Here is a 23,494-nt window from a genome sequence, read left to right as displayed (position 1 = left end):
TGTCAATATGATTCGTTTATTCGTTCGTTTGCTGATGCTGGCCCTGGGGTTCGGTTTATTCGCACCATCTAGTAACGTTCTGGCGCAGGTCGCTCCTACTTCATCTACGGCTACCGCAGGTGATAAAGTAGAGCTATTCCACGCCGATAGCCTGGTTGTGCTTAACGTTCCGGGCCAGGTGGTACGCAAACTCCATAATAACGTGCGGTTACGGCATAAAGGTGTCCTGATGTACTGCAATCTGGCGGTTCAGAACGTAACCATGAATATAATTGAGGCATACGGAAATGTCAGGCTTATTCAGGGAGATACCATTTCAGTAAAGGGCGATACCATGTTTTATTATGGCAGCACTCGTCAGGCTAATATGCGAGGTCATGTAACCATGCGCGATCGTAAAATGACCCTAACTACCGCTCAGCTCGATTATAATATGGTATCGGGTATTGCGCACTATCCTACTCCAGGTCGCATTGTCGATAAGGAAAATACGCTAACCAGTCGGGAAGGATATTACGATACGCGCAGCAAGTTATTCACGTTTCGTCAGAATGTTCGCCTGGTCAATACCAAAGGCACCCTGACAGCCGATTCATTACTGTACAATTCTACCTCACGCATTGCTACCTTTCAGGGACCAACCCGCATCATCAACAAAGATGGGATACTGACAGCCATTGCGGGTCAGTATAATACAACGACAGGAATTTCCAACTTCGAACGTCGGGCTACCGTCGAAACGCCAAAATACCGCCTGACCGGTGACTCCCTCTATTATGATAACGCAACCGAACTAGGCATCGCCAAAGGCAAGGTAATTATGGTTGCTAAAGATCAAAAAGCGGTTATTCTGGGCGATCACGTCCGATACAATGGCAAAATAGGTATTTCACGCGTGACAGGTCATGCCGTGGCAAAAAGCATAGGCAATGAAGCCTCTAAAGACACGCTCTTTTTACGAGCCGACACGTTATTTTCTTTTGACAACAAAGTAACAAATACGCGTCGTCTTCTAGCCCATAAAAACGTTTTTGTTTATAAATCCGACCTCCAGAGTAAATGTGATTCACTCATTTACGACACGGCTGACTCGACCATTTATTTTTATAAAAAACCGGTTGTTTGGAGCCAGAATAAATACCAAATGGAAGCCGACTCGATGCGGGCTTTGCTTAAAAATAACAAAATCAATACACTCTTTTTAAAGACCAAATCCTTTGTGATTTCGCTGGATACCTTAAAGAATTTTAACCAGATAAAAGGACGTACAGTTACTGCTTATTTTACCACAAAACTGGTCTCGACAGATACGCTTACCGATGCCTTGGCAAACAGCAAAACCGCCCCAAAAAGTACGATTAAAGCCACTAGCCCAGGAAATAATTCGACCGTTGCAACGAATAGCCTGTCTAAACGCGTAACAGAGGAAAAAAGTACATTACCCACGTCAAAAATGGCAACGCTACAGGAGCAAACTACCCTTGAGCGCGTAATTGTTGATGGGAATGGGCAAAGTATTTATTACGCACTCAACGAGCAAAATAAAATGATTGGCTTGAATCATGTTGAATGCAGTAAAATGAACATCGAATTCAACGATAATAAAGTCGGGCGAATTCGATTTTATGGACATCCGGATTCGCAGCTGATTCCGCCCAAAGAAATTACAGGTGAGGTGCAGGAGCTTGATGGGTTTCGCTGGCGCGATGCCGAAAAGCCAACCAAAAATCAGGTTCTCTGGCTTGAAGTTCCACCCAAAGAGCAGCCAGCGGTAAAAAAACCATTAAAAAATAAGAGCCAAATTAAACCTTTGGCTCAAAAATTGGTTCAAAAAGCTAATAATTGACCGTTTTAACAATTTTTTAGACGATACCCCGTTGACTTTGTCTTTTACGGTGAATAGGTTTGTGTTGAATACGTGTGTATCTGAAAGAGACTTACATGAAACAATTTATACTTATTGGTGTATTGATGGGCTTGCTAACGGCAACGATCCCGATCAGGGCGCAGGTAGCGCTCCGGGATTCGGACGCTCGGAAAGGCAGCCGACTCGAACTGGGTCGAACATCATCACCTCAAAAAACCAGTTCGACCCGCTTACCATCGCAGCGTTTTTCGATGGTTCCCAATCCGAGTTTATCTGGGCTTGATCGGTCGATAACGCTTAACAAAAATAGCGCCATTAACGAACATTATCGGTCACTGTTACTGCCGAAGCCGGGCTCCAAGTCAGCCGCTCGGGCAAGCTCGGCAGAAAATACCCCAGCCTCTACACCCGAGCTGCGCGTTGCCGCTTCTCAGGAAATAAAAGCCGACAGCCGATTGTTCAACAACGAGAAGCTCTGGGTTTCGAACGCGTATCCGAATCCGGCTGATGATGTCGCCGAACTCGACTATCAGTTTGCTGGAGCTGGCTCAGAAGCGAAGTTGGCGCTGCTGAATATTCTTGGAACGCCCGTGGCAGGTTATGAGCAGATCGAACTCGAACCGGGCAACCGAAAAGTGCGAATTGTGACACGGCCCCTGGATACAGGTTATTATTTGTACCAACTCACCGTCGATGGTAAGAAAGTGGCAACCAAGCGGTTACTCGTCCGCCATCAGTAAACCAAAATAGCATTTGTTAAAATAATCTAAACAGCCGTATCTGTTGATTATTTTTGGCACTATCTCAGGCTGTACCGTCGTTAAAACGGTGTAGCCTGTATTTTTTTTGTATCTTTGCACGCATATGCAACAACGTCATTTCGGTAAGATTCTGCTAGGTATTTGCGTTATGTTTTTACTGGGCTCGTGTAGTCCATTCGCGAAATTGCAGAAAAGTGGTAGCGACGATCAGAAGTATAAAGGCGCTCTTGAATATTATGCTAAACGCGACTGGTATCGGGCTGGTCTATTGTTTGAAGAATTAATTCCTGTTCTGAAGGGAAGTAATGAATCAGAGATGGCGCAGTTTTATTACGCCTATACTCAGTTTCATCAACAGCAATACCTCCTGAGTGCTACGCTATTCAAGAAGTTTTACGAAACCTTTGCCCGATCCGACTATGCTCAGGAAGCGATGTATATGTATGCCTACTCGTTATACAAAGACACGCCTTCCTTTAACCTCGACCAGTCGAACACGCTTACCGCCACGTCGGCCCTACAGGACTTTATCAACGCTTACCCCGACAGTAAATATAAAGAAGACGCCACCAAGCAGATTCTGGAACTAAGGGGCAAACTGGAACGGAAAGCATACGAGAAGGCTTTGCTCTATTACAAAACAAGTGGCTTTAATATTGCCGCCTATAAATCGGCCGTAGTGGCGATCAATAACTTCCAGAAGGAGTTCCCTGACTCGGAATACAACGAAGAGCTAGCCTTCAAAAAAGTAGATGCGGAGTTTAGTCTGGCCCAGAACAGTCTGGAAACTAAGCAGAAGGAACGTTATCAGGAAGCCATCAGTTATCATCAGGCATTCGTTGATAAGTACCCGAACAGCAAGTACGTTAAGCAATCGGAGAAAATGTACGAAACCAGCCAGAAAGAAATTGAGCGCCTGGACAAACTAGAACAGGAGCGAGAGAAGGAAAAAGAAAAGCATAAAAATCAACCCGCTAAAGTAACAGCGGCCAATTAAATAGTTTACAGTTCACGGTCTACTGTTCTGAGTTAATACAGGAACAGAAAACTAAAAACTGAAAACGGTAAACGAGCAGCTATGGCAACCAATCAATCTATTATTACCCGCAACAACGATAAAATTGCGGCCCAGACTGGTAATCTATACGAATCGGTTTCGATTATTTCGAAACGTGCCCGGCAGATTGCCACCAAAAATAAAGAGGAGCTGAGCAACAAACTGTCGGAGTTTGTATCAGCCGTCGACAATCTGGAAGAAGTTTTCGAAAACCGGGAGCAGATCGAAATTTCGAAGTTCTACGAGCGGATGCCGAAACCAACGTCTATCGCTACCGACGAATTTCTGGAAGGTAAAGTCTACTGGCGTTATAACGACGAGCCACAGCAATAAGGCAATTATGTCGTCTGTTTTTCAAGACCGCATGGTAGATTTGCCGTGCGGTTTTACTATTTAAACCAGTCGGTGGTATTGGTAAGCAACGGCGTACTCTGCAAACTGATTACTATCGACTTTCTGAAATTATGTCTGTTGCAGGCAAACGAATTCTTCTGGGCGTAACGGGTAGTATTTCAGCCTATAAATCAGCCCTATTGACAAGGCTTCTGATAAAAGCCGGAGCCGAGGTTCAGGTGGTCATGACCGAGTCGGCCAAGTCATTTATCACACCGCTAACGCTGGCCACCCTATCGAAACGCCCGGTGCTCTCTTCCTTCGTTCATTCAGTATCAGGTCAAGCGGGCGATGGACATTGGAACAACCATGTTGAACTTGGTTTGTGGGCAGATGCCATTGTGATTGCACCCGCATCTGCTCGTACACTGGCACGGTGCGCTACCGGTCTTTGCGATGATTTACTGTCGGCTATTTATTTATCTGCCCGCTGTTCGGTGTTTTTCGCCCCAGCCATGGACGTGGATATGTATAACCATCCAACAACGGTCGAAAATCTTCGTAGGCTCGAGTCGTTTGGTAACTACATCATCCAGGCCGAACATGGTGAACTGGCCAGTGGATTGGTTGGCGAAGGGCGATTGGCGGAACCTGAAGCCATTTTCAATAGGCTGGACGCATTTTGGCAGGAAACAAAAGCCTCCCCTCTGAAAGCAGGTGTATTACAAGGGAAAAAAGTGCTGGTTACGGCAGGACCTACCCAGGAGCCCATCGACCCTGTTCGGTACATTAGTAATCATTCGACCGGAAAAATGGGCTACGCCATTGCCAAAGGTTTTGCGATGACTGGTGCTGATGTAACCTTAGTAAGTGGCCCAACGGCTTTGCCTGTACCAGCTACAACTATTGAGCGTATTTCAGTGCGATCGGCACAAGAAATGTATGATGCTACGCAGGCCGTTTTCAGCAAAGCCGATATAATTATTCTGAGTGCGGCTGTGGCTGATTACACACCTGCTTACCCCGCCGACAAGAAGATTAAAAAGAAGGAAAGCACGTTTTCTGTTGAACTGACTAAAACGATCGACATTGCCGCTACGCTCGGAAGTCAGAAGCAGGCCGGGCAATTGATGATGGGGTTTGCCCTCGAAACGGATAATGAACTAGCGAATGCAATAAAGAAGCTTCACACTAAGAATTTAGACTGGATTGTATTAAATTCACTACGCGATCCAGGTGCCGGTTTTGGACACGATACCAATAAAATCACCGTTATTGACAAAGACGATCAAACCTACGAATTTGCGCTTAAATCGAAAGATGAGGTAGCCCAGGATCTTGTCAGGCTGATAGTCGATAAACTTAACTCTCTGTGAATCTCCGTGAAAGAGATACAACGCAGGGAGGCATTCACCGAGTCATTCTCATGAAAATAGTATATGCCTTACTGATTTTGAGCTGTCTGGTTAGCTCGGCGTGGGCGCAGGAATTAAATTGCCAGGTCAACATCAACTCCGACCAGTTGTTTGCTCAGCAAAAAACTGATTTTTCGTATGTCAATCAGTTGAAAGGCATTATAACGGAATTCATGAACAACCGACGCTGGAGTAATGACCAGTTTGCTGTGAATGAACGAATTAACTGCTCGATCAATATTAACTTGGTCAAGTCGTTGACTCAGGGAGCGTTTGAAGCTACGGCTCAAATCATAGCGACCCGTCCCGTTTACGGCACCAACTACGAAACCACTATTTTCAGCTATGTAGACCGTGCCTTCAACTTTGTTTACCTGCCTACAACGCCCGTTTATTTTCGGGAAAATCAGTACTCTGATGACCTGACTTCTCTATTGGCATTTTACGCGAATGTCATTCTGGCGGTCGATTATGACACATTCAGCAAGGAAGGTGGTACGCCGTTTATTCAGCGGGCCTATACCATTACAAACCTGGCTCAACAAGGCTCACCAAATGGAGCGTGGCAAGCCGGTGGCGACCGACGTAACCGATACTGGCTTATTGAGAATCTGCAAAACCAACAACTGATTCCGTTTCGCGATGGTATGTACACCTACCATCGTCAGGGCCTTGATATGTTTGCTGCCAATCCAGTTCAGGTTCGGAAACAAACGCTTGACTTATTGACTACGATTCGGACGATTGGGTTGCAACTCCCTAACTCGGTATTACTCAATTCATTTTTTGATGCAAAGTCGGAAGAACTGTATAATATTTTGTTCGAGGGTACGTCTACTGAACGCCAGAAAGCTTTTGATTTGTTATCCTATTTAGACCCGGCCAAGACCGAAAAGTACCGAAAACTAGTGCAGTGAGCACACCTCATCCAAACTGTCCACTGTTAACTTCTCATAGATTTTGCTTTCGCATTTACTAATAAAAAATTACGCACTGATTGAAGAGCTGGAACTCACCCCCGACCGTGAGCTGAATATCATCACGGGCGAAACGGGAGCTGGTAAATCCATCATGCTAGGTGCTATTGGCCTTTTGCTGGGCAATCGAGCCGACACCCGTGTACTGTACAACCCTGAAAAAAAGTGCGTTATCGAAGGCACATTTGGCATTTCAGGCTATGCAATCGAACGCATTTTTGACGAAGAAGAACTTGATTATTCCAATACCTGCATCGTTCGTCGGGAAATTAGCGTTAGTGGAAAATCACGGGCTTTTGTCAACGATACACCCGTTAATCTGGAAACCCTTCGCCGGGTAACCAGCCAGATGATGGACATTCACTCGCAGCATGATTCGGTTCTACTTGGCTCCAATGAATATCAGCTCGAAATTGTTGATACATACGCCCAAAACGACGGGCTACTTCGAACCTATCGCTCTGACTATCAATCCTATCGAACCAAACGAACGGCCTACGACCAACTCCAGGCCGAAGCTTCGGCCATGCGTAAAGAGTTCGACTACAACAATTTTTTGTACGAAGAACTCGTCAAAGCCCAGCTACAACCCGACGAACAGGAAGCCCTCGAACAGGAGCTAACGATCCTGGAAAACGCAGAAGAAATTAAGGAACGGCTGCAACTGGCCTACGAATACCTCGACAATGCCGAACAGTCGGTAATTGATTTTCTGAAAAGTACCGTCAGCAATCTGGCCTATATCAGTAAACTGTCGGACCAGTATGAGCAACTCCAGAATCGGGCACAGAGCAGCCTGATCGAACTGCGGGATTTGGCCGACGAAATCAGTACTGAGCAGGATCGGGTGGAAGTTGACGATACCCGTGCAGAAACCATTCGCGAACGGCTGAATCTGATTTATCAACTCCAGACCAAACACCAGGTAAAAGATGTGGATGGGCTTATTGCGCTGCGTAATGAGCTTGAAAAGAAAGTGAGTAAAGTACTCAATCTGGATGATGCACTAGCTAGTGCCAAAGCCCAGGCTTCGGCCGCCTACGCTCAACTTCAGATCAGTGCCGAAGCTTTATCGGAGTCAAGAAAAGCTGTTTTGCCCTCCATCGAATCTGAGATTGGTAGTCTGCTGCACGACCTGGGTATGCCCAACGCGTCCCTAAAAATAGAAGCCGAGACTACGAAAGCTTCTCCAACGGGTGTCGATACGATTTCGTTTTTGTTCAGTGCCAACAAAGGCGTCAAACCACAGCAGCTAAAAAATGTAGCATCGGGTGGTGAGTTTTCGCGACTTATGATGGCCATTAAGTATATTCTGGCTAGCAAACGCTCCTTACCTACCATTGTGTTTGATGAAATCGACACGGGCGTTTCTGGCGAAATCGCCATTAAAATGGGCAACATGATGCGTGATATGGCCCGAAGTCATCAGATTATCGCCATTTCGCACCTCCACCAGATTGCAGGCCAGGGTACGGCCCATTACTTTGTATATAAGGATCATTCGTCCGATAAAACGGTCAGCCGGATTAAAAAGCTTACGCAGGAAGAACGAGTAGCCGAAATTGCTCAGATGATCGGTGGCAAAAACCCATCCGCCAGCGCTCTTAAAAATGCCCGCGAAATTCTTAAACAACGACAAAACTAAATTCCTGAATGATACAGAATGTATGAAGTATGATATAGCCTGTCTCATAATCAGCAAAATGCATCATACTTTATATATTCTATATTGTACCTCCTACCTATTCTCTCCCATGTATACACCTATACGTACCCTCACCGTTCTATCAATTTTTTGTGGGGCTTTATTAGCCTGTAACTCAGGCGAAGAAGCTGTCAAAAAAAGTGAGAATGAAGTGCTGGCGATTCATGATGAAGTTATGCCGAAAATTGACGACATCATGAAGCTAAAAAAACAGTTAAAGCAACGAATTACCTCACTCGACAGCCTGAAAGCCAGCGGCTCGGCATCCGCTACCCTACGAACCGACGAAGAAAAAGAGCAGGCGACCCGCCTTGTTGCGGATCTCGCCATCGCCGATAGCCTGATGATGAGCTGGATGTCGCACTATAATGGCGATACCCTTTCTAAACTTTCCTCTGAAGAAGCGCTGAACTATCTGGCTGCGCAAAAAGATCAAATTACGGATGTTAAAAAACGTGTTACAACCAGTATTGAACAGTCCCGCCAGTTTTTGGGCAAGCCTTAAGGTCTGGGCATGCCTTCCTGCACTTGTTATCTTATTATGGCGTTGCGGAACGGGCTCTGATGAGAAACTCCCTATTCTGGGCCAACGGGAAGCGGTTACGAAATTGGTCGACGGTAAAACCGTCACCGACTCGGTTGATCATACCATTCCCAATTTCAACTTTGTGAGTCAGTATGGCGACACCGTCACGGCCAAAAACCTGGACGGTAAAATCTATGTAGCTGATTTCTTTTTCACAACCTGCCCAACCATTTGCCCTAAAATGAAGGTGCAACTCAAACGAGTGTACGACAAATTTAAGGGCAATCCAGATGTTATGCTCCTGTCGCACACTATCGATCCGGCCCACGATTCAGTAGCGGTGTTGAAAGAGTTTGCTCAAAACCTGGGGGTCACGGGCCGTCAGTGGTTATTCGTAACGGGCGACCGTGAAAAGATTTATGAGATCGGCCAGAATAGCTATATGGTGACGGCTCAGGCAGATTCGTCGGCACCGGGTGGTGTTGTACACAGTGGAGCCTTTATTCTGGTCGATAAGCAGAAACGCATTCGGGGTATTTACGACGGCACCACAGAAGAAGGCGTCGATAAACTAATGGCTGATATGGAGCGACTATTGGCCGAGTATAAATCATGATCCGATTAACTGGTTTTTTAGTAGTCATTGCGGTTTTTATTGCCTGTTTGTCTTGTCAAAGCGAAGAGGAAATAAAGCGGCAACGATACATTACAGAAGGTATTCTGATCTACAAGAATAATTGTGCCAACTGCCACCAACCCAAAGGGGAAGGGCTGGCCGAACTCTATCCGCCTATTGCCAAATCCGATTATCTGGCCGACAAGAACCAGATAATCTGTTTGATGCGTTATGGCCAGCAGGGAAAAATTGTGGTGAATGGCAAATCGTACAATCGGCCTATGCCGCCACAACCCCAACTCAGCGATCTGGAAATTGCCGAATTAGCTACCTATATCTACAATGAGTGGGGCAATGAAACCACTGTGACCGATGTAAAAGCGGTTACGCCTATTTTAAAGAAGTGTGCCGAAAGTAAATGATCGCCCGTCAATAATTCGTGGAATTGGCGATTTTAAATCCCCGCATCGACATTGAAAACGCCCGTTACTTTGCGGATGGCGTATTTCGTAAAGTCCTGATTGGCATCCAGACCGATACCGTAGAGTTTTTCACCCGTCAACTGGCTGAGAATCGTCACCGGCTTGTCGGTATAAACTTTCTTGGTGATGGGATTCCAGGTAAGTTCGGGGGTAAGCAGCTTTTCCTGCTTTTGCTTGTTCAGCACCTCCACATGCCCAATAACGACATAGATGTCTTTTGCCTTGTCATAACGGCCCGAATCAGAGCGAACGGTTGTCACTTCATCGCCAGATGGTCCGTAAAACACAATCTGAATGGGTTTTGGGTACCGTCGATTATCGTTTACATAGCGAAGCTGTTTGGCCGTAGTCAGCTTAACCTTGAGCATGGCGGCCTCACTGTACAATAATTTTACATCATTGATTTCCTCAATGGGACCGCTGTATGGTTCCACTTTTTTCGCCTGCTTAGGGTCTCCGCAAGCTATTAGGAAAAATGTACAATAAACAAGGAATAAGGAATAACAACCCGCTTTTGCAAGTCGTCCAAACCTTAGTATCCCTTGCTCATTATACATTTTACATTGTGCATCGCTCATTTAATCAATCACTGGTTTACGGAACCACCAGTCGTTCAGCGAGAAGCCTAAAGCAATACGTACGTAACGTTCCCGAATCTGATTGGCGGTCAATACACCACGCTGGCCCGCTACAACCGATACACTTACATGATTCACCAGATACGAGCCAAGCGGTAAGGAAACGCCAAGGCTACCATTTACATCATTGATTTTTACCCCACCAATCAGGTAAGGCATCTGGTTATATTGAAAACCAGCCCGGTAGGTAACCAGATCCCAATACCGATTCGATGTAGGTTTAGGCGTAAATTCAACACCACCTGCTACGGAAATTGTATTGTGCAGATTCCCAGATTTATTATCAGATGTCCGGTAATCACTCCACTGTTGCATGCCTACATCAACCCCTACCAGCAATGAGTTGCTCTTCTCAATGCTAATACCAAAGTTCATCTGATTTGGTAAAATGGCCTTCCCAGCCGAATTAAGCTGAAGGGTATCGGGCGCATTTATAGCGAGTTGGTCAGTTGTTGTCTGCTGATAAATATCCGTTTGCTGGGCTTTTACACCGGTTTGGGGTTCATACGTAGCCCCCACGTTCAGGGTCCAGTTTTCGCTCAGCTTAGGTCGCCAGGCACCGCCCAATTTGAAGACAACATCACTATAGGTAACCCGATTCAGACGGTTCACCAACACATCGGCACTCCCAGTATTGATATAGGAATTAGATGAATACGTGATATTGCCAAACAGGAATGAAGCTTCAGCACCCAGATAAATATTCTTTGTTACCCGCACACCATTGGCAAATGTAGCCTTATTTAAACCACCGCGTCCGGTATAGGTGTATTTTGTAGGGTATATGGATCCCGGCACAGTAGATATCCGTTCTATATTGTAGTTCACGTATGAATAAGGCTTCAAACTTATAGCCATATTCCAGCGTGAGTTAGCCGGAAATGCCAGGGCCAGATACCCAAGGTTACCGGCCGTGTTATTCTGATTCCGTAACTCGTTGCTGATATTCTGGCTAAGTCCTTTCGATTCACCTAATAGCCCAACTTCAAAAACCGTGAAACGGGTCCGGCGGGCCAGCAGAGCTGGATTCTGCAAATTCATATAGAAGGCACTGGCATTGCTGATACCAACCCCACCCATGCCCATATTGGTTATGTGGGCAGGGCTGTATAGTTCGCCAATCCCCATAGCCGAATAAGGTGAATTCCCTAGCCCCTGTGCCAAACTCATTGGCGAAGTCGCGGCAACGGCCAGCAAACTAGGTATGATTATCTGGCGTATTCGCTTGTAAATTATCAACATTATAGCGTAAAATTCGATTCAACCCAATCAATACCAAGTTTGGGACTGCAAATATCGGGGGTTTCAGACGACTTTCAAAGGCGGGGCCATCTCCCCCACATAGTAAAACCACAATCTCTGGCCGTTCAGTCCGATATGCCTCAATAATCCCATTTAATTCAAATGTCAGTCCATTTACTACACCGCTCTGCATAGCCGCCTTTGTATTCTTTGCGATTAGCTCTGGCCATTCCACAGGCGCTTCAACTAATGGTAGCCGGGCAGTCTGCTCATGCATAGCCCGAAATCGCATACGCAACCCCGGCGAAATCATCCCTCCCTGAAACACAGCGTCCTGGTCGATCAAATCGGCTGTCAGACAGGTGCCTAGGTCAAGTACCAGACAGTCCCGGCCCGGATGTAACGCTACGGCACCCACAGCAGCTGCAACTCGATCGGCCCCCAGCGTATGGGGTGTATCGTACGCTTTGCGTATGGGTAAGGCCGTTTGACCATCCAACACCATGAACTTACGCTGTAACCCCGTAAGGCCCGTTTGGATCTCGTCGGCAGGCCGACTGGTCGACGATACTATTATATGCGCTACTGACTGATGAACCAATTCGGCCAATAGTGCATCAGGCGTGTCATAACGCGCCGTTTTAACTAGCTTTTCACCATCGAACCAGCCGGTTTTCAGGCTTGAATTTCCCCAATCAACCACCAGATTAAGGGCAGTTGATGGATAAGCAGGGTGTGTATCTGTCTGCATTCGTATACGCAAGTGCAACGCTGATTGAGTGCACAAAATTTGTACTCCTTTCTTGTTTTAAGGATTTTTAACGGCAACATTGTCTCATTCAGCCAGCCCCTTCTGTCCTGTGCTGTGTATGCATTCATTCCTACAGATTCTCCCCTCATGGTTCTCCCACTAGTCATGATTGCGTCCCTTCAAAGCAGCAGGTAGTTATTCATCAATTAATTATGATCCGAACGCCATTCACCGAGTGCTGTTTATGGATTTTACAATTCGTCGGCATACGACCAGCCGTTCTGAACAGATAACTTTAACAAACTCAATCATGGGCAATGGCGAACTGAAACTATAAGCCAACCCGTTCATACGCCCTATCAGCTCCTGATTCGCTAGTACACTAACGACAGCCAGTCTACGATAGCCGACAGTCCGGAACCCCCTCTTTTCCGATCAGTAGAAATTGCAAACACCAATGGCACCTTGGATCGAAGTTTACAAAATATGCTGGAAGGCCTAGATTGGCCCTGCTAATTTTACATCGTCTGAACAAAACTGAACTGAACTTCGCGTTACTCGACGCTAACGGGCATGAAGTCCTAAAAAAATCTTTTTATCAAACTACCGAATTTCGTACTGATAAATCAGTAAAATCCGTATATTTCTATCGCATTAGAAATGAGCAACGAATAATAACCGGTAAATTAATTATTGATTGAATCCGGTAGCTCATTTTGGGTTTTCTGCTTCATTTGTTTTTCTTCGTTCTCTGTCGCTAAACAATGCTTTGAACGCAACAGATTTACCGAATCAGGCGTATCTATAGAAACTCATTTTTTTATGTAAAAAGGAAACAATTCGTTTGAAATAACGTTCTCTTGACAAGACTGCAACAAACTATTACCTTTGCCACCATCACGAGTCGGTAGATAGGGGTTTAACAAGGAATCCATAGCGACGGCAGATCATCGCCCCGGCGAACCGCCATTTTCCCAACACGCTCATAATCATCTTATCTGGCCCCCCCCAGACGGTTATAGTTGGAATCGGCAAAACCATCCCAGTTTTAATGTAGTTTGAATTCAAGTTCATTACCTAAGTAAACAAATCGGTTGAGGTTAATTTGATTAATCCATTGCCCCACGCAGCCCATATGCGGTCCCTTAACTCGCCTATCACGAAAGCGGTTTCTTAAAATCAAACATCCCCAGGTTCCATCATCACCGCGCAGGCGGTTCTTTTAAGGTTTATTACCTGACCTTTATGTTCAAGAAAGAAGAATTAGACAAGAAGTCCCGAGAGGAACTTCACCCCATTGCCGAACAATTCGGTATTCGTAATATTTCCAAATACACCAAAGAAAAACTGGTTTACGAAATTATAAAACAACAGTCGGAACAACCCAGTCCAGTCGAACCTGAGGCTGCAGCCGTACCAACTGAAACGCCCAAACGTGGCAATCGACGCTCTAAACCCGTAACGGGCACTGCGGATGCAGCAGCTACTACGGAGGTGACTCCCATTCCAGAAATCCAGCCTGTAGAGGCAGCACCCGTTAGCGATGCAACTCTGCAACCTCGCCAACGGACCCGGCGGGAACGGGTTGAAACGCCAAAATCGAGTGCCGCCCCGATCGATACGATAGAAAGCACGCCAACTACTCCAATCGTCGAAAACACTACGCCTACACCAACGCCTGAGCCCGAAACCACACTGCCCGAGCCAACATCAGATTCTTCGCAGCCGTTCCGCCAGCAACGCGATACGCGCGATTCGGGTTCGCGAAACGGCCAGTATAATCAGCAGGGCCGAAACCGGCCAGACAGCAGACGCGAAGGCGAAGAAGGAGGCAACGGAGCGGAGCGGTCATTTCGGCAAACTCCAGCCCGAAACGACCGAGACCGGAATGGCCGTCAGGACCAGAATCAGCCGCGCAATGGCCGCCAAGACTGGCAACGTGATAATCGGCAGCGATTCGAACCGAACCGGGAACGTAATGAAAGCGGATCGGGTACCAGTAATCCTCGCGACAATAATCAACGTCGTGAACCTCGCCCACGCACACCGCGCGTCGCCACGGATGAACTGACTCTGAACTACGGAGGCCAGGCCGACGACGACTTCCTGACACCAACTGTTGTTTCGGACGATACAGCACCGAATATGCAATCAACGGCCGAATCGATCGTCTCAGTTACTCCCCCAACGATTGACCCCGTCGATGCACCAACCGATATACAGCCCGATCAGTCGCTACCTGTCGATGCAGGCCAAATTGCTCAGCCTCAACTGAACCAGCCAAGCCGCGAAGCCCAGGAATATCAGAATCGTATCCGACGACAGTATAACCAACACATTCGGGAGTTCGACGGGATCATCGACAATGAAGGTGTTCTGGAAATTATGTCCGACGGTGGCTATGGCTTCCTGCGTTCTGCCGACTACAATTACCTGGCTAGTCCTGATGATATCTATGTATCGCCTTCGCAAATCAAGCTATTTGGCTTGAAGACTGGCGATACTGTTCGGGGTGCCATTCGCCCACCCAAAGAAGGGGAAAAATACTTTGCTCTCCTGCGCGTATCGACCGTGAACGGCAAAACGACCGAAGAAATCCGCGATCGTATTCCATTCGAATACCTGACTCCCCTATTCCCGGAAGAACACATTCGGTTGAGCACCCGACCCGAAAACTATTCATCGCGGGTACTGGACTTGTTTGCACCGATTGGCAAAGGTCAGCGGGGAATGATTGTGGCTCAGCCCAAAACGGGTAAGACCGTACTGCTGAAGGAGATCGCCAATGCCATTACGAAAAACCACCCCGAAATTTACCTGATCGTGCTATTGATCGATGAACGCCCGGAAGAGGTGACCGATATGGCCCGGAGCGTCAATGCCGAAGTCATTTCGTCAACCTTCGATGAGCAGGCCGACCGACACGTGAAAGTATCAAGCATGGTGCTGGAGAAAGCGAAGCGAATGGTCGAATGTGGACACGATGTAGTGATTCTGCTTGATTCGATTACTCGGCTGGCGCGGGCTTATAATACGGTAGTGCCTTCGTCGGGTAAGATTCTGTCGGGTGGTGTCGATGCCAATGCCCTGCACCGTCCGAAGCGATTCTTTGGCGCAGCCCGGAATGTAGAGAATGGTGGTTCGCTTACCATTATTGCCACAGCCCTAATCGATACCGGCTCGAAAATGGATGAAGTAATTTTCGAAGAATTTAAAGGAACGGGTAATATGGAACTCCAGCTCGACCGGAAACTGGCTAACAAGCGGGTGTACCCAGCCGTTGACGTACTGGCTTCAGGCACCCGCCGGGAAGACTTACTGCTGGATAAAGAAACGTTACAACGCGTATGGATTTTACGCAAGCACATGGCAGACATGAACCCAATGGAAACCATGGACTTCCTACTTGACCGCATGAAAGGAACCCGCACCAACGAAGAGTTCCTCATTTCGATGAATCGATAGTCCGCATTTCCCAGATCACCCATAACTCAGCCCCCATCCGTCAGACGGATGGGGGCTGAGTTATGAAAGAACCAATCTGTCGGCTTGGTAGCGCAATTACTAAACAAGTATTTCCACTGGCCGAATTGCTTTTTCACCAGGGAAAGCGGTTTAATACTGCCCAATCAACCTGTAAAACCTATTGCATGATGACCACTAATCGTCGTTCATTTCTGAAACAAGCTGCTGGCTCACTAGCCAGTATGGCCATATTGCCCCAGGCCTTTGCCGAAGCACCTGCCAAAAAGATGTTTTTCGACATCTCACTGGCCGAGTGGTCGCTCCATAAGGCACTGTTTAGCAAAAAAATTACCAACCTGGATTTTCCGGCTATTGCCCGTAAAGAGTTCGATATCAGCATCGTAGAGTATGTTAACCAGTTCTTTAAAGATAAAGCGCAGGATAAAACCTACCTTAATGATTTGCTCACTCGCTGCAAAGACAACGGCATTAGCAACCACCTCATCATGATCGATGGCGAGGGCAATCTGGGCGCTACCGATGCCACCGAACGTGCCAAAGCGATCGAAAATCACCACAAATGGGTCGAATGCGCCAAATATTTGGGTTGTAAAACAATTCGGGTCAATGCTGCCGGGCAAGGTACAGCCGAAGAAGTAGCCAAAGGCGCCATCGACAGTCTGAGCAAGCTGGGTGAATTTGCTAAAACTATGAATATCAACGTTATCGTTGAAAATCACGGTGGCTATTCGTCGAATGGTGAATGGATTGCGAACGTCATGAAGCAGGTGAACCTGAAAAACGTGGGTACTCTACCTGACTTCGGCAATTTCTGTATGAAGCACAGTCCCGGTAAAGATTTTTCCTGCATTGAAGAATACGACCGCTACAAGGGCACTCAGGAAATGATGCCGTTTGCCAAAGGGGTGTCGGCCAAGTTTTATAACTTCGATGCCAATGGCAACTGCGTTGAAACAGACTATAATCGCATCATGAAAATCGTGAAAGGCAGCGGTTTCAAAGGCATCGTGGGCATCGAATATGAAGGCAATACACTGGACGAGTACGATGGCATTCGCAAATCCAAAGCGCTTCTGGAACGCGTAGGGCCAATTGTATAAACCAGTAACGCGGCTGGAAAGCCGTGAAGCCGAAGACTTATAAGGCAAAGCGCTAATGGCTGCTACCATAAATCTTCGGCTTCACGGCTTTCCAGCCGCGTTACGTTAGAGGCTTACACTCGGCTGTGTGACAATGCGTAACAATTCCTGCCGGGTGGCTTCGTCTTCAAACTTACCGCTATACGACGAGGTGACTGTCGAGCTGTTTACATCACGCACACCCCGTGTCGATACGCAAAGATGCTTGGCATCAATAATGACGGCAACATCGTCGGTTTTCAATACACGTTTCAGTTCATCAGCAATCTGAACAGTCAACCGCTCCTGAACCTGTGGGCGTTTACAGAAATACTCCACAATCCGATTTAGTTTCGATAAGCCAATTACCTTACCACTTGATATATACGCAACATGTGCTTTACCAATTATTGGCACAAAATGGTGTTCGCAGTAGGTCTGAACGGTAATATCTTTCTCGACCAGCATTTCGTTGTACCGAAATTTATTGTCGAATAAGGTTACGTCGGGTTTATTGGCTGGGTTCAGGCCGCTGAACACTTCCTTTACATACATTTTAGCCACGCGCCGGGGTGACCCCTTCAGGCTATCGTCGGTCAAATCGAGGCCCAGGATGTTCATGATTTCCCGAAAGTGTTCCTCTATCAGATCGATTTTAAAATCATCATCCAACGCAAAAGCATCGGGGCGCATTGGTGTATCGATTGCCGCAGCACCGTGTGCGTCACCAATTTCATCCACTAATTCGTCGTGTGAATGCCCATTTAAGCCGTGACCGTTTTTATGGATACCCTCTGAAGTCAGGCTATTAGACGGGGTACTCGACGAAGTTCCGTTCAGTTTCATACAATCTGATTTTAAGGTCTAAGCTATCGCTCAGATGGGGACGCAAAATGGAATAAATAACAATGGCAATGTTCTCGGCCGAAGGATTCAGATCGGCAAATTCTTCGGTATCGAGGTTGAGATTTTTGTGATCGAAGCGGCTGATAACATACTGATTCATCAGATCACCGAGGTATTTCATATCGATGACGTAGCCGGTTTCAGGATCGATCTGTCCCGTTACCTGCACAATCAGGTCATAGTTATGACCGTGAAAATGCGGGTTGTTGCATTTGCCATACACACGCGCATTTTTCTCATCCGACCAGTTCGGATTGTTCAGACGATGAGCCGCGTTGAAATGTTCTTTCCGAAATACAGCTACCCGGGGAGTATGCACCCTGGTAATGTCCGTTCCGGGAACATCTATAGTGGAAGTTTCCATAAAAGACCTATCGAAAAACTATCAATCAACCTGTCGTTACAAAGTATGTGTACAACACAGGCAGACAGCAGAGCGTGTAGCCAGGACGCTCTTTCGTATGCAGTTGATAGCTGATTAACCAGCCCAGGGCAATTTTTGTTCAACGTTTATGAAAATATATTAAACAAAACAATATAAACAGCATAAACAAGCCTTGCTCCGTTTCAAAGCCATAACACCCACCCATACGCTATTGTTCCCTCTTATCCATTCCCTTTGCTGCAACGGGAACCTCAATTCCACAGCACCCGTTTTGTCCCCATGAAACGTTTACGAACTGCCATGTTAGTTATCACCATCATTATTCTGGGTTTAGTAGTATCCACCGCTGTATTTATGAAACAAAGCCCATTTGGCAGCGACCCTGCCGAAGCCCGGCTTGAGCGCATTAAGCGTTCGTCTAATTACCGCGACGGCGCTTTTCAGAATCTGGAGTTTACACCCACCCTACGCGAAGGAGCATCGTATATGAATGTGATCTGGGAAAATCTGAACAAGCCCAAAGACAATGTTCCCCCTCGCCCAATACCTACCGTAAAAACGGATTTAAAAACATTAGCCGATGAAAAACCTACGATTGTGTGGTTTGGTCACTCTTCGTACCTGATCAAATCAAAAGGAGTTAGCCTTCTGGTTGACCCGGTTTTTAGCGGCCATGCATCACCCGTTTCGTTTTTTGGCAAATCGTACCCCGGCTCTGATGCCTATCGCGTCGAGGATATGCCCTCTATCGATTACCTGATTCTTACCCACGACCACTACGATCATCTGGATTACCCGACCATTAGTCAACTGATTCCGAAGGTTAAGAAAATTTATACCGCGCTGGGTGTTGGTGCACACCTCGAACGTTGGGGTGCCCGGCCCGACCAGATCGTTGAATTTGACTGGTGGGATCATCAATCGGTATCGCCCAACATTGAGCTTACCGCCACACCTGCCCGGCACTTTTCGGGCCGGAGTTTTGCGCGTGGTAAAACCCTCTGGACTAGTTTCGTTCTACAACTACACGGATACAAATTGTTTGTGGGTGGCGATTCGGGCTTTGGCAAGCACTTCCAGGAGATCGGGGACAAGTTCGGCCCGTTCGACCTGGCTATTCTGGAATGTGGGCAATACGGTCGCGACTGGCCTAATATTCACATGTTTCCCGAAGAGGTGGTTACGGCTGCTCAGGATTTGCGTGCCCGTACAATTCTGCCGGTCCATTGGGCCAAATTCTCTCTGGCTATGCATGCCTGGAATGAACCGATCCAACGGCTTCTCAAAAAATCGGAGCAGCAAGGCATGGATGTAACGACACCCCATATTGGTGAACCCGTTGTTCTGAATGCGTCTTATCCACGAACCGTTTGGTGGAATTTCTGATTAAGCAGAGGGTACGTATGTTTTTTAGACTAAAACGGCTTTCTTTGAGTCGTTAACCGACATTCGCAACCCACTAGTATGCAGAACCCTACCCGACGTCAGTTTATTCGAACAGCTACCATCACCGGAACAGCCGCTTCCGTTTTTCCAACCATTCTCACCGGAGCTAAACCCGCTGATTCAACCGTTCGGCTAGCCTTTATTGGTGTTGGAGCACGAGGCCGTAGCCATGTTGCCCAGGCTTTATTCCGTGATGATGTGCAGATAACGGCTATATGCGACCCAGACCCAGAGGCCATCAGCCGTACCAAAGCGATGATTGCGAAAGCCGGTCGGAAAGAACCCGTTGTTTATGACAAGGGCGACGAAGCCTTCCGTGATATGTTGAAACGTGACGACATAGATGGGGTCGTGATTGCCACTCCCTGGGAATGGCACGTACCTATGGCTGTAGCTACCATGAAAGCCGGTAAATATGCAGCTGTAGAAGTATCTGCAACGGTCACCCTAAAAGAGTCGTGGGATCTGGTCGATACATTTGAAAAAACGGGCTCTCATTGCATGATTCTGGAGAATGTCTGTTATCGACGTGATGTACTATCCGTACTCAACATGATTCGGCAGGGGATGTTTGGGGAAATGCTTTACGCGCATTGTGGCTATCAGCATGATCTACGAAACATTAAATTCAACGATGGTAAATCCATTGGCGGGGTTGGGGCAGAGTTTGGCGCTAAAGGCTATTCAGAAGCCCATTGGCGTACGCAACATTCGGTAGATCGAAACGGAGATCTTTACCCTACGCATGGTCTTGGCCCGGTTGCGCACTGGCTAAATATCAACCGGGGTAATCAGTTTGTCCGACTGACATCTATGGCGACCAAAAGCCGGGGGCTACACAAATACGTTGTCGACAAAGGAGGTGCTAATCATCCCAATGCGAAAGTCAATTTCAAACTGGGCGACGTAGTTACGACGATGGTTCAGTGCGCCAACGGCGAGAATATTGTTATCATCCACGACACGAACTCCCCACGCCCCTATTCACTAGGTTTTCGGGCGCAGGGAACGCAGGGCATCTGGATGGACGACAACGATATGATTTATCTGGAAGGCACCAGTCCCAAACCGCACACCTGGGAGCCTTTTGCCGCCTATCAGGAGAAATATGATCACCCACTCTGGAAACGACACGCGCAAACGGCCGAAAACGCAGGCCATGGCGGCATCGATTTTTTTGTACTTCGGGCATTCATCGAATCAGTCAAAGCCAAAACGCCACCACCTATCGACGTCTATGATGCAGCTGCATGGAGCGCCATAAGCCCTCTATCTGAGCAAAGTATTGCTGGTGGTAGCAAGTCCGTCGAAATACCGGATTTCACACGAGGGAAATGGAAATCGAACAAGCCGATCTTCGGTTTGACGGATAATTTCTAGCCTGGGATTCACATCGGGTTGAAAAGATTGGCAGGATTTTGTTAACATTGGAATCCGTTTCACAGAAACAAAATCCTGCAATTTTTAAAACCCTTTAGAAATCTTGGTTCAGGCATCTTCTAAAACCCAGAATTACACAGGCCCTCTGCTTATTATTGGGGCTTTATTTTTCGTTTTTGGCTTCGTAACGTGGGTCAACAGCGTCTTGATTGCCTTTTTTAAGCAGGCCTTCAGCCTAACATCGTTTCAGTCGACGCTGGTTGCATTTGCCTTTTTTATTTCATACACCGTGATGGCCATTCCGTCGTCGGCAGTGTTAAAACGTACTGGTTTTAAAAATGGCATGTCGCTGGGTTTATTGGTAATGGCCGTAGGTACGTTGATCTTCGTTCCGGCCGCCAAGTCGGTCTCCTATCCTTTATTTCTCATTGGTTTATTCATCATCGGTATTGGGCTGACGGTTCTGCAAACGGCGTCCAATCCGTACGCAACCATCCTGGGGCCCCGTGAGAGCGCGGCTCAACGAATTAGTTTTCTTGGGATCGCCAACAAACTGGCTGGTATTTGTAGTCAGGTTATTTTTGGCGGATTACTGCTATCGGGAGCCAACGAAGCCGTAGGAGCCGCTTCGCTCGAAAAAGTAGTAACCCCCTATATGGTTCTAACGGGCGTTCTGATTGTACTAGCCGGCCTGATCCGATTCTCCAATCTACCCGAAGTATCGGAAGAGCAGGACGAAACCCCGGCCGATAAGACCGCTATTCATGACAGTGTCTGGGCATTCCCGAACTTAGTGCTGGGCGTTCTGGCGTTGTTCTGCTATGTAGGTGCTGAAGTATTAACGGGTGACTTAATCATCAGCTATGGGCATGCCATTGGATTCAGTAACGATGAAGCGAAACATTTTACAACCTATACACTGGTTGGCCTATTGGCGGGCTATCTGCTGGGTATCATTGCCATTCCCCGCTGGATTTCCCAACAAAATGCCCTGCGCTATGGAATGATTCTGGCTCTACTTCTAACGGTCGGTGCACTGGTAACCGATGGTTTCGCATCCGTACTATGCATTGCCCTGATGGGCTTTGCGATTGCCCCCACCTGGCCAGCCATCTGGCCGCTGGCCCTGAATCGGCTGGGTAAGTTCACCAAACTCGGCTCGGCCTTACTCATTATGGCTATTGCAGGAGGGGCTTTGCTGCCGTTGTTACATGGCTACCTGACCGATGCCATCAGCCCTAAAATGGCCTATGCTTTATTGTTACCGCTTTTCGGCTATATTCTGTACTACGCAACAGTAGGATATAAGAAAACAAGCTGGTAATGTCGATTACAGTATCTACACCAGGTCGTATCTGCTTTTTTGGCGAACACCAGGACTATTTAGGGCTGCCCGTTATAGCAGCTGCCATTTCGCGTCGGATTCAGATAGCAGCGCATACAACGATCCAGTTAGGATTTCGACTGGAATTACCTGACATTCAATCATCAATTAATATTCCGTTCGATGGAACGCCACTGCCTTACCCGGAAATCCGCGATTATTTCCGATCGGGCGTAAATGTGCTCTTGCGGGAAGGGTTTACGTTTTCGAAAGGTATTGCGGGTGAAGTGCGAGGGAATATTCCCATCAATTCAGGGACATCGAGTTCATCGGCCTTGCTGGTTACCTGGCTCCATATACTCACCCAATTGGCCGACGAGCCCCGGCAGCTTTCGCAGGAACGGCTGGCCGAACTAGCTTATGTCGCCGAAGTCCTGGAATTTGGCGAACCGGGCGGTATGATGGATCATTACTCAACGGCGGTCGGTGATGTAATCTATCTGGAATCGCAGCCACAGATACACCTTGAGAAGCTTCATCCGGCTTTAGGTACATTTGTTCTAGGCGATTCGCAGGAGCCTAAAGATACCATTGGCATTCTGAAACGGGTAAAACTGGGTATGCTCGACATCATTCAAAAACTCAAGTCGATCAACCCGGCATTTTCACTAACCGATTTTGAGATCACTGAAGTAAGCGAATTCAAGGATTTTCTGAGTAAAGACGATTACATCCTGTTGAAAGGGAATTTATCGAACCGCGATATTTTACGTGAAGCCCTAACCGTTCTTAAAACTGATAACGAGCTGGATCATGTTCGCTTCGGCAAACTCCTGACCGATCATCAGACGAATCTTCGGGAAGCACAGCGCATTAGCACCCCAAAAATAGACCGAATGCTGGATGCAGCTCTGAATGCAGGGGCTTTGGGCGGAAAAATCAATGGTTCGGGTGGGGGTGGCTGCATGTTTGCCTATGCACCACACAAGCCTGAGCGTGTAGCCGAAGCCATAGAACGCGAAGGCGGTAAAGCGTATGTAATTACGATTGATAAAGGAACATCGTTACGTTAACCTGAT

At 47.2% G+C, this 23,494-nt stretch carries 22 protein-coding genes; 17 read left to right on the top strand and 5 right to left on the bottom strand.

From position 1 onward, the window contains the following. Positions 1-7: 7 nt before the first annotated feature. The 10 genes from B5M13_RS08170 (at position 8) to B5M13_RS08125 (ending at position 9,679) form a co-directional block, all read left to right on the top strand. Positions 8-1,846, top strand: coding sequence for an OstA-like protein (locus B5M13_RS08170; protein ID WP_080055212.1), 1,839 nt, complete (start codon positions 8-10; stop codon positions 1,844-1,846). Between the two features lie 95 nt (positions 1,847-1,941). After that, positions 1,942-2,607, top strand: coding sequence for a T9SS type A sorting domain-containing protein (locus tag B5M13_RS08165; RefSeq protein WP_080055210.1), 666 nt, complete (start codon positions 1,942-1,944; stop codon positions 2,605-2,607). A gap of 124 nt (positions 2,608-2,731) precedes the next feature. Continuing rightward, positions 2,732-3,625, top strand: coding sequence for an outer membrane protein assembly factor BamD (locus tag B5M13_RS08160; protein WP_080055209.1), 894 nt, complete (start codon positions 2,732-2,734; stop codon positions 3,623-3,625). 81 nt (positions 3,626-3,706) lie between these two features. Further along, positions 3,707-4,018, top strand: a complete 312-nt coding sequence (locus B5M13_RS08155; protein ID WP_020600056.1) for a DNA-directed RNA polymerase subunit omega — start codon at positions 3,707-3,709, stop codon at positions 4,016-4,018. A gap of 131 nt (positions 4,019-4,149) precedes the next feature. Beyond that, positions 4,150-5,394, top strand: coding sequence for a bifunctional phosphopantothenoylcysteine decarboxylase/phosphopantothenate--cysteine ligase CoaBC (coaBC, locus tag B5M13_RS08150; protein WP_080055208.1), 1,245 nt, complete (start codon positions 4,150-4,152; stop codon positions 5,392-5,394). 50 nt (positions 5,395-5,444) lie between these two features. Continuing rightward, on the top strand, positions 5,445-6,350 hold the full coding sequence (porD, locus tag B5M13_RS08145) for a type IX secretion system protein PorD (RefSeq protein ID WP_080055207.1): 906 nt from the start codon (positions 5,445-5,447) through the stop codon (positions 6,348-6,350). 43 nt (positions 6,351-6,393) lie between these two features. Next, entirely contained in the window at positions 6,394-8,055 is a 1,662-nt protein-coding gene (recN, locus tag B5M13_RS08140) for a DNA repair protein RecN (RefSeq protein WP_080055206.1), read from the top strand. A 109-nt stretch (positions 8,056-8,164) separates the two neighbouring features. Next, complete coding sequence (locus B5M13_RS08135; RefSeq protein ID WP_080055205.1) at positions 8,165-8,620, top strand: viral A-type inclusion protein; 456 nt, start codon at positions 8,165-8,167, stop codon at positions 8,618-8,620. After that, complete coding sequence (locus tag B5M13_RS08130) at positions 8,586-9,257, top strand: SCO family protein (protein WP_155297212.1); 672 nt, start codon at positions 8,586-8,588, stop codon at positions 9,255-9,257. The genes B5M13_RS08135 and B5M13_RS08130 overlap by 35 nt, the downstream gene beginning before the upstream one ends. Continuing rightward, complete coding sequence (locus B5M13_RS08125; RefSeq protein WP_080055203.1) at positions 9,254-9,679, top strand: c-type cytochrome; 426 nt, start codon at positions 9,254-9,256, stop codon at positions 9,677-9,679. Before B5M13_RS08130 ends, B5M13_RS08125 begins: the two co-directional genes overlap by 4 nt. 32 nt (positions 9,680-9,711) lie before the next feature. Here the strand turns inward: B5M13_RS08125 and lptC are convergent, their stop codons facing one another. From lptC to B5M13_RS08110, 3 genes are all read right to left on the bottom strand, one after another. After that, on the bottom strand, positions 9,712-10,206 hold the full coding sequence (gene lptC / locus B5M13_RS08120; RefSeq protein WP_394334315.1) for an LPS export ABC transporter periplasmic protein LptC: 495 nt from the start codon (positions 10,204-10,206) through the stop codon (positions 9,712-9,714). 111 nt (positions 10,207-10,317) lie between these two features. Continuing rightward, positions 10,318-11,547, bottom strand: coding sequence for a hypothetical protein (locus B5M13_RS08115; RefSeq protein WP_080059843.1), 1,230 nt, complete (start codon positions 11,545-11,547; stop codon positions 10,318-10,320). Positions 11,548-11,575: 28 nt separating this feature from the next. After that, the gene (locus B5M13_RS08110) at positions 11,576-12,370 is read right to left on the bottom strand and encodes a type III pantothenate kinase (RefSeq protein ID WP_080055201.1); all 795 of its coding nucleotides are present in this window, start codon (positions 12,368-12,370) and stop codon (positions 11,576-11,578) included. A gap of 503 nt (positions 12,371-12,873) precedes the next feature. Here B5M13_RS08110 and B5M13_RS34630 point away from each other — a divergent pair. The 3 genes from B5M13_RS34630 to B5M13_RS08095 all read left to right on the top strand — a co-directional run bounded on the left by B5M13_RS34630 (position 12,874) and on the right by B5M13_RS08095 (position 16,956). Further along, a complete protein-coding gene (locus B5M13_RS34630) occupies positions 12,874-13,071 on the top strand; it encodes a T9SS type A sorting domain-containing protein (RefSeq protein ID WP_170061099.1) in 198 nt (65 codons plus the stop codon). Between the two features lie 544 nt (positions 13,072-13,615). Then, on the top strand, positions 13,616-15,835 hold the full coding sequence (gene rho, locus B5M13_RS08100; RefSeq protein ID WP_080055199.1) for a transcription termination factor Rho: 2,220 nt from the start codon (positions 13,616-13,618) through the stop codon (positions 15,833-15,835). A gap of 188 nt (positions 15,836-16,023) precedes the next feature. After that, on the top strand, positions 16,024-16,956 hold the full coding sequence (locus B5M13_RS08095) for a sugar phosphate isomerase/epimerase family protein (protein WP_080059842.1): 933 nt from the start codon (positions 16,024-16,026) through the stop codon (positions 16,954-16,956). A gap of 105 nt (positions 16,957-17,061) precedes the next feature. Here the strand turns inward: B5M13_RS08095 and folE are convergent, their stop codons facing one another. Together folE and B5M13_RS08085 are read right to left on the bottom strand one after the other, a co-directional pair. After that, entirely contained in the window at positions 17,062-17,820 is a 759-nt protein-coding gene (gene folE, locus B5M13_RS08090; RefSeq protein ID WP_080055198.1) for a GTP cyclohydrolase I FolE, read from the bottom strand. Next, on the bottom strand, positions 17,783-18,244 hold the full coding sequence (locus B5M13_RS08085; RefSeq protein ID WP_080055197.1) for a 6-pyruvoyl trahydropterin synthase family protein: 462 nt from the start codon (positions 18,242-18,244) through the stop codon (positions 17,783-17,785). Before B5M13_RS08085 ends, folE begins: the two co-directional genes overlap by 38 nt. Positions 18,245-18,544: 300 nt before the next feature. Between B5M13_RS08085 and B5M13_RS08080 the strand changes: the two genes are divergently transcribed. The 4 genes from B5M13_RS08080 (at position 18,545) to B5M13_RS08065 (ending at position 23,488) form a co-directional block, all read left to right on the top strand. Then, positions 18,545-19,651 carry an MBL fold metallo-hydrolase gene (locus tag B5M13_RS08080; RefSeq protein ID WP_245859848.1) on the top strand — a complete coding sequence of 369 codons (1,107 nt, stop codon included), beginning with the start codon at positions 18,545-18,547 and terminating at the stop codon, positions 19,649-19,651. 78 nt (positions 19,652-19,729) lie between these two features. Beyond that, positions 19,730-21,091 (top strand): Gfo/Idh/MocA family protein, encoded by a 1,362-nt coding sequence (locus tag B5M13_RS08075; protein ID WP_080055195.1) that lies wholly within the window; start codon positions 19,730-19,732, stop codon positions 21,089-21,091. Between the two features lie 103 nt (positions 21,092-21,194). After that, the gene (locus B5M13_RS08070; RefSeq protein ID WP_080055193.1) at positions 21,195-22,415 is read left to right on the top strand and encodes a sugar MFS transporter; all 1,221 of its coding nucleotides are present in this window, start codon (positions 21,195-21,197) and stop codon (positions 22,413-22,415) included. After that, entirely contained in the window at positions 22,415-23,488 is a 1,074-nt protein-coding gene (locus B5M13_RS08065; RefSeq protein WP_080055192.1) for a GHMP family kinase ATP-binding protein, read from the top strand. Before B5M13_RS08070 ends, B5M13_RS08065 begins: the two co-directional genes overlap by 1 nt. Positions 23,489-23,494 lie beyond the last annotated feature (6 nt).

It is taken from the genome of Spirosoma aerolatum, assembly GCF_002056795.1.
In the GTDB taxonomy this organism is placed as follows: domain Bacteria; phylum Bacteroidota; class Bacteroidia; order Cytophagales; family Spirosomataceae; genus Spirosoma; species Spirosoma aerolatum.
Note: the sequence above shows the minus strand (reverse complement) of the source record. Positions and strands in the feature narration are given on the sequence as shown.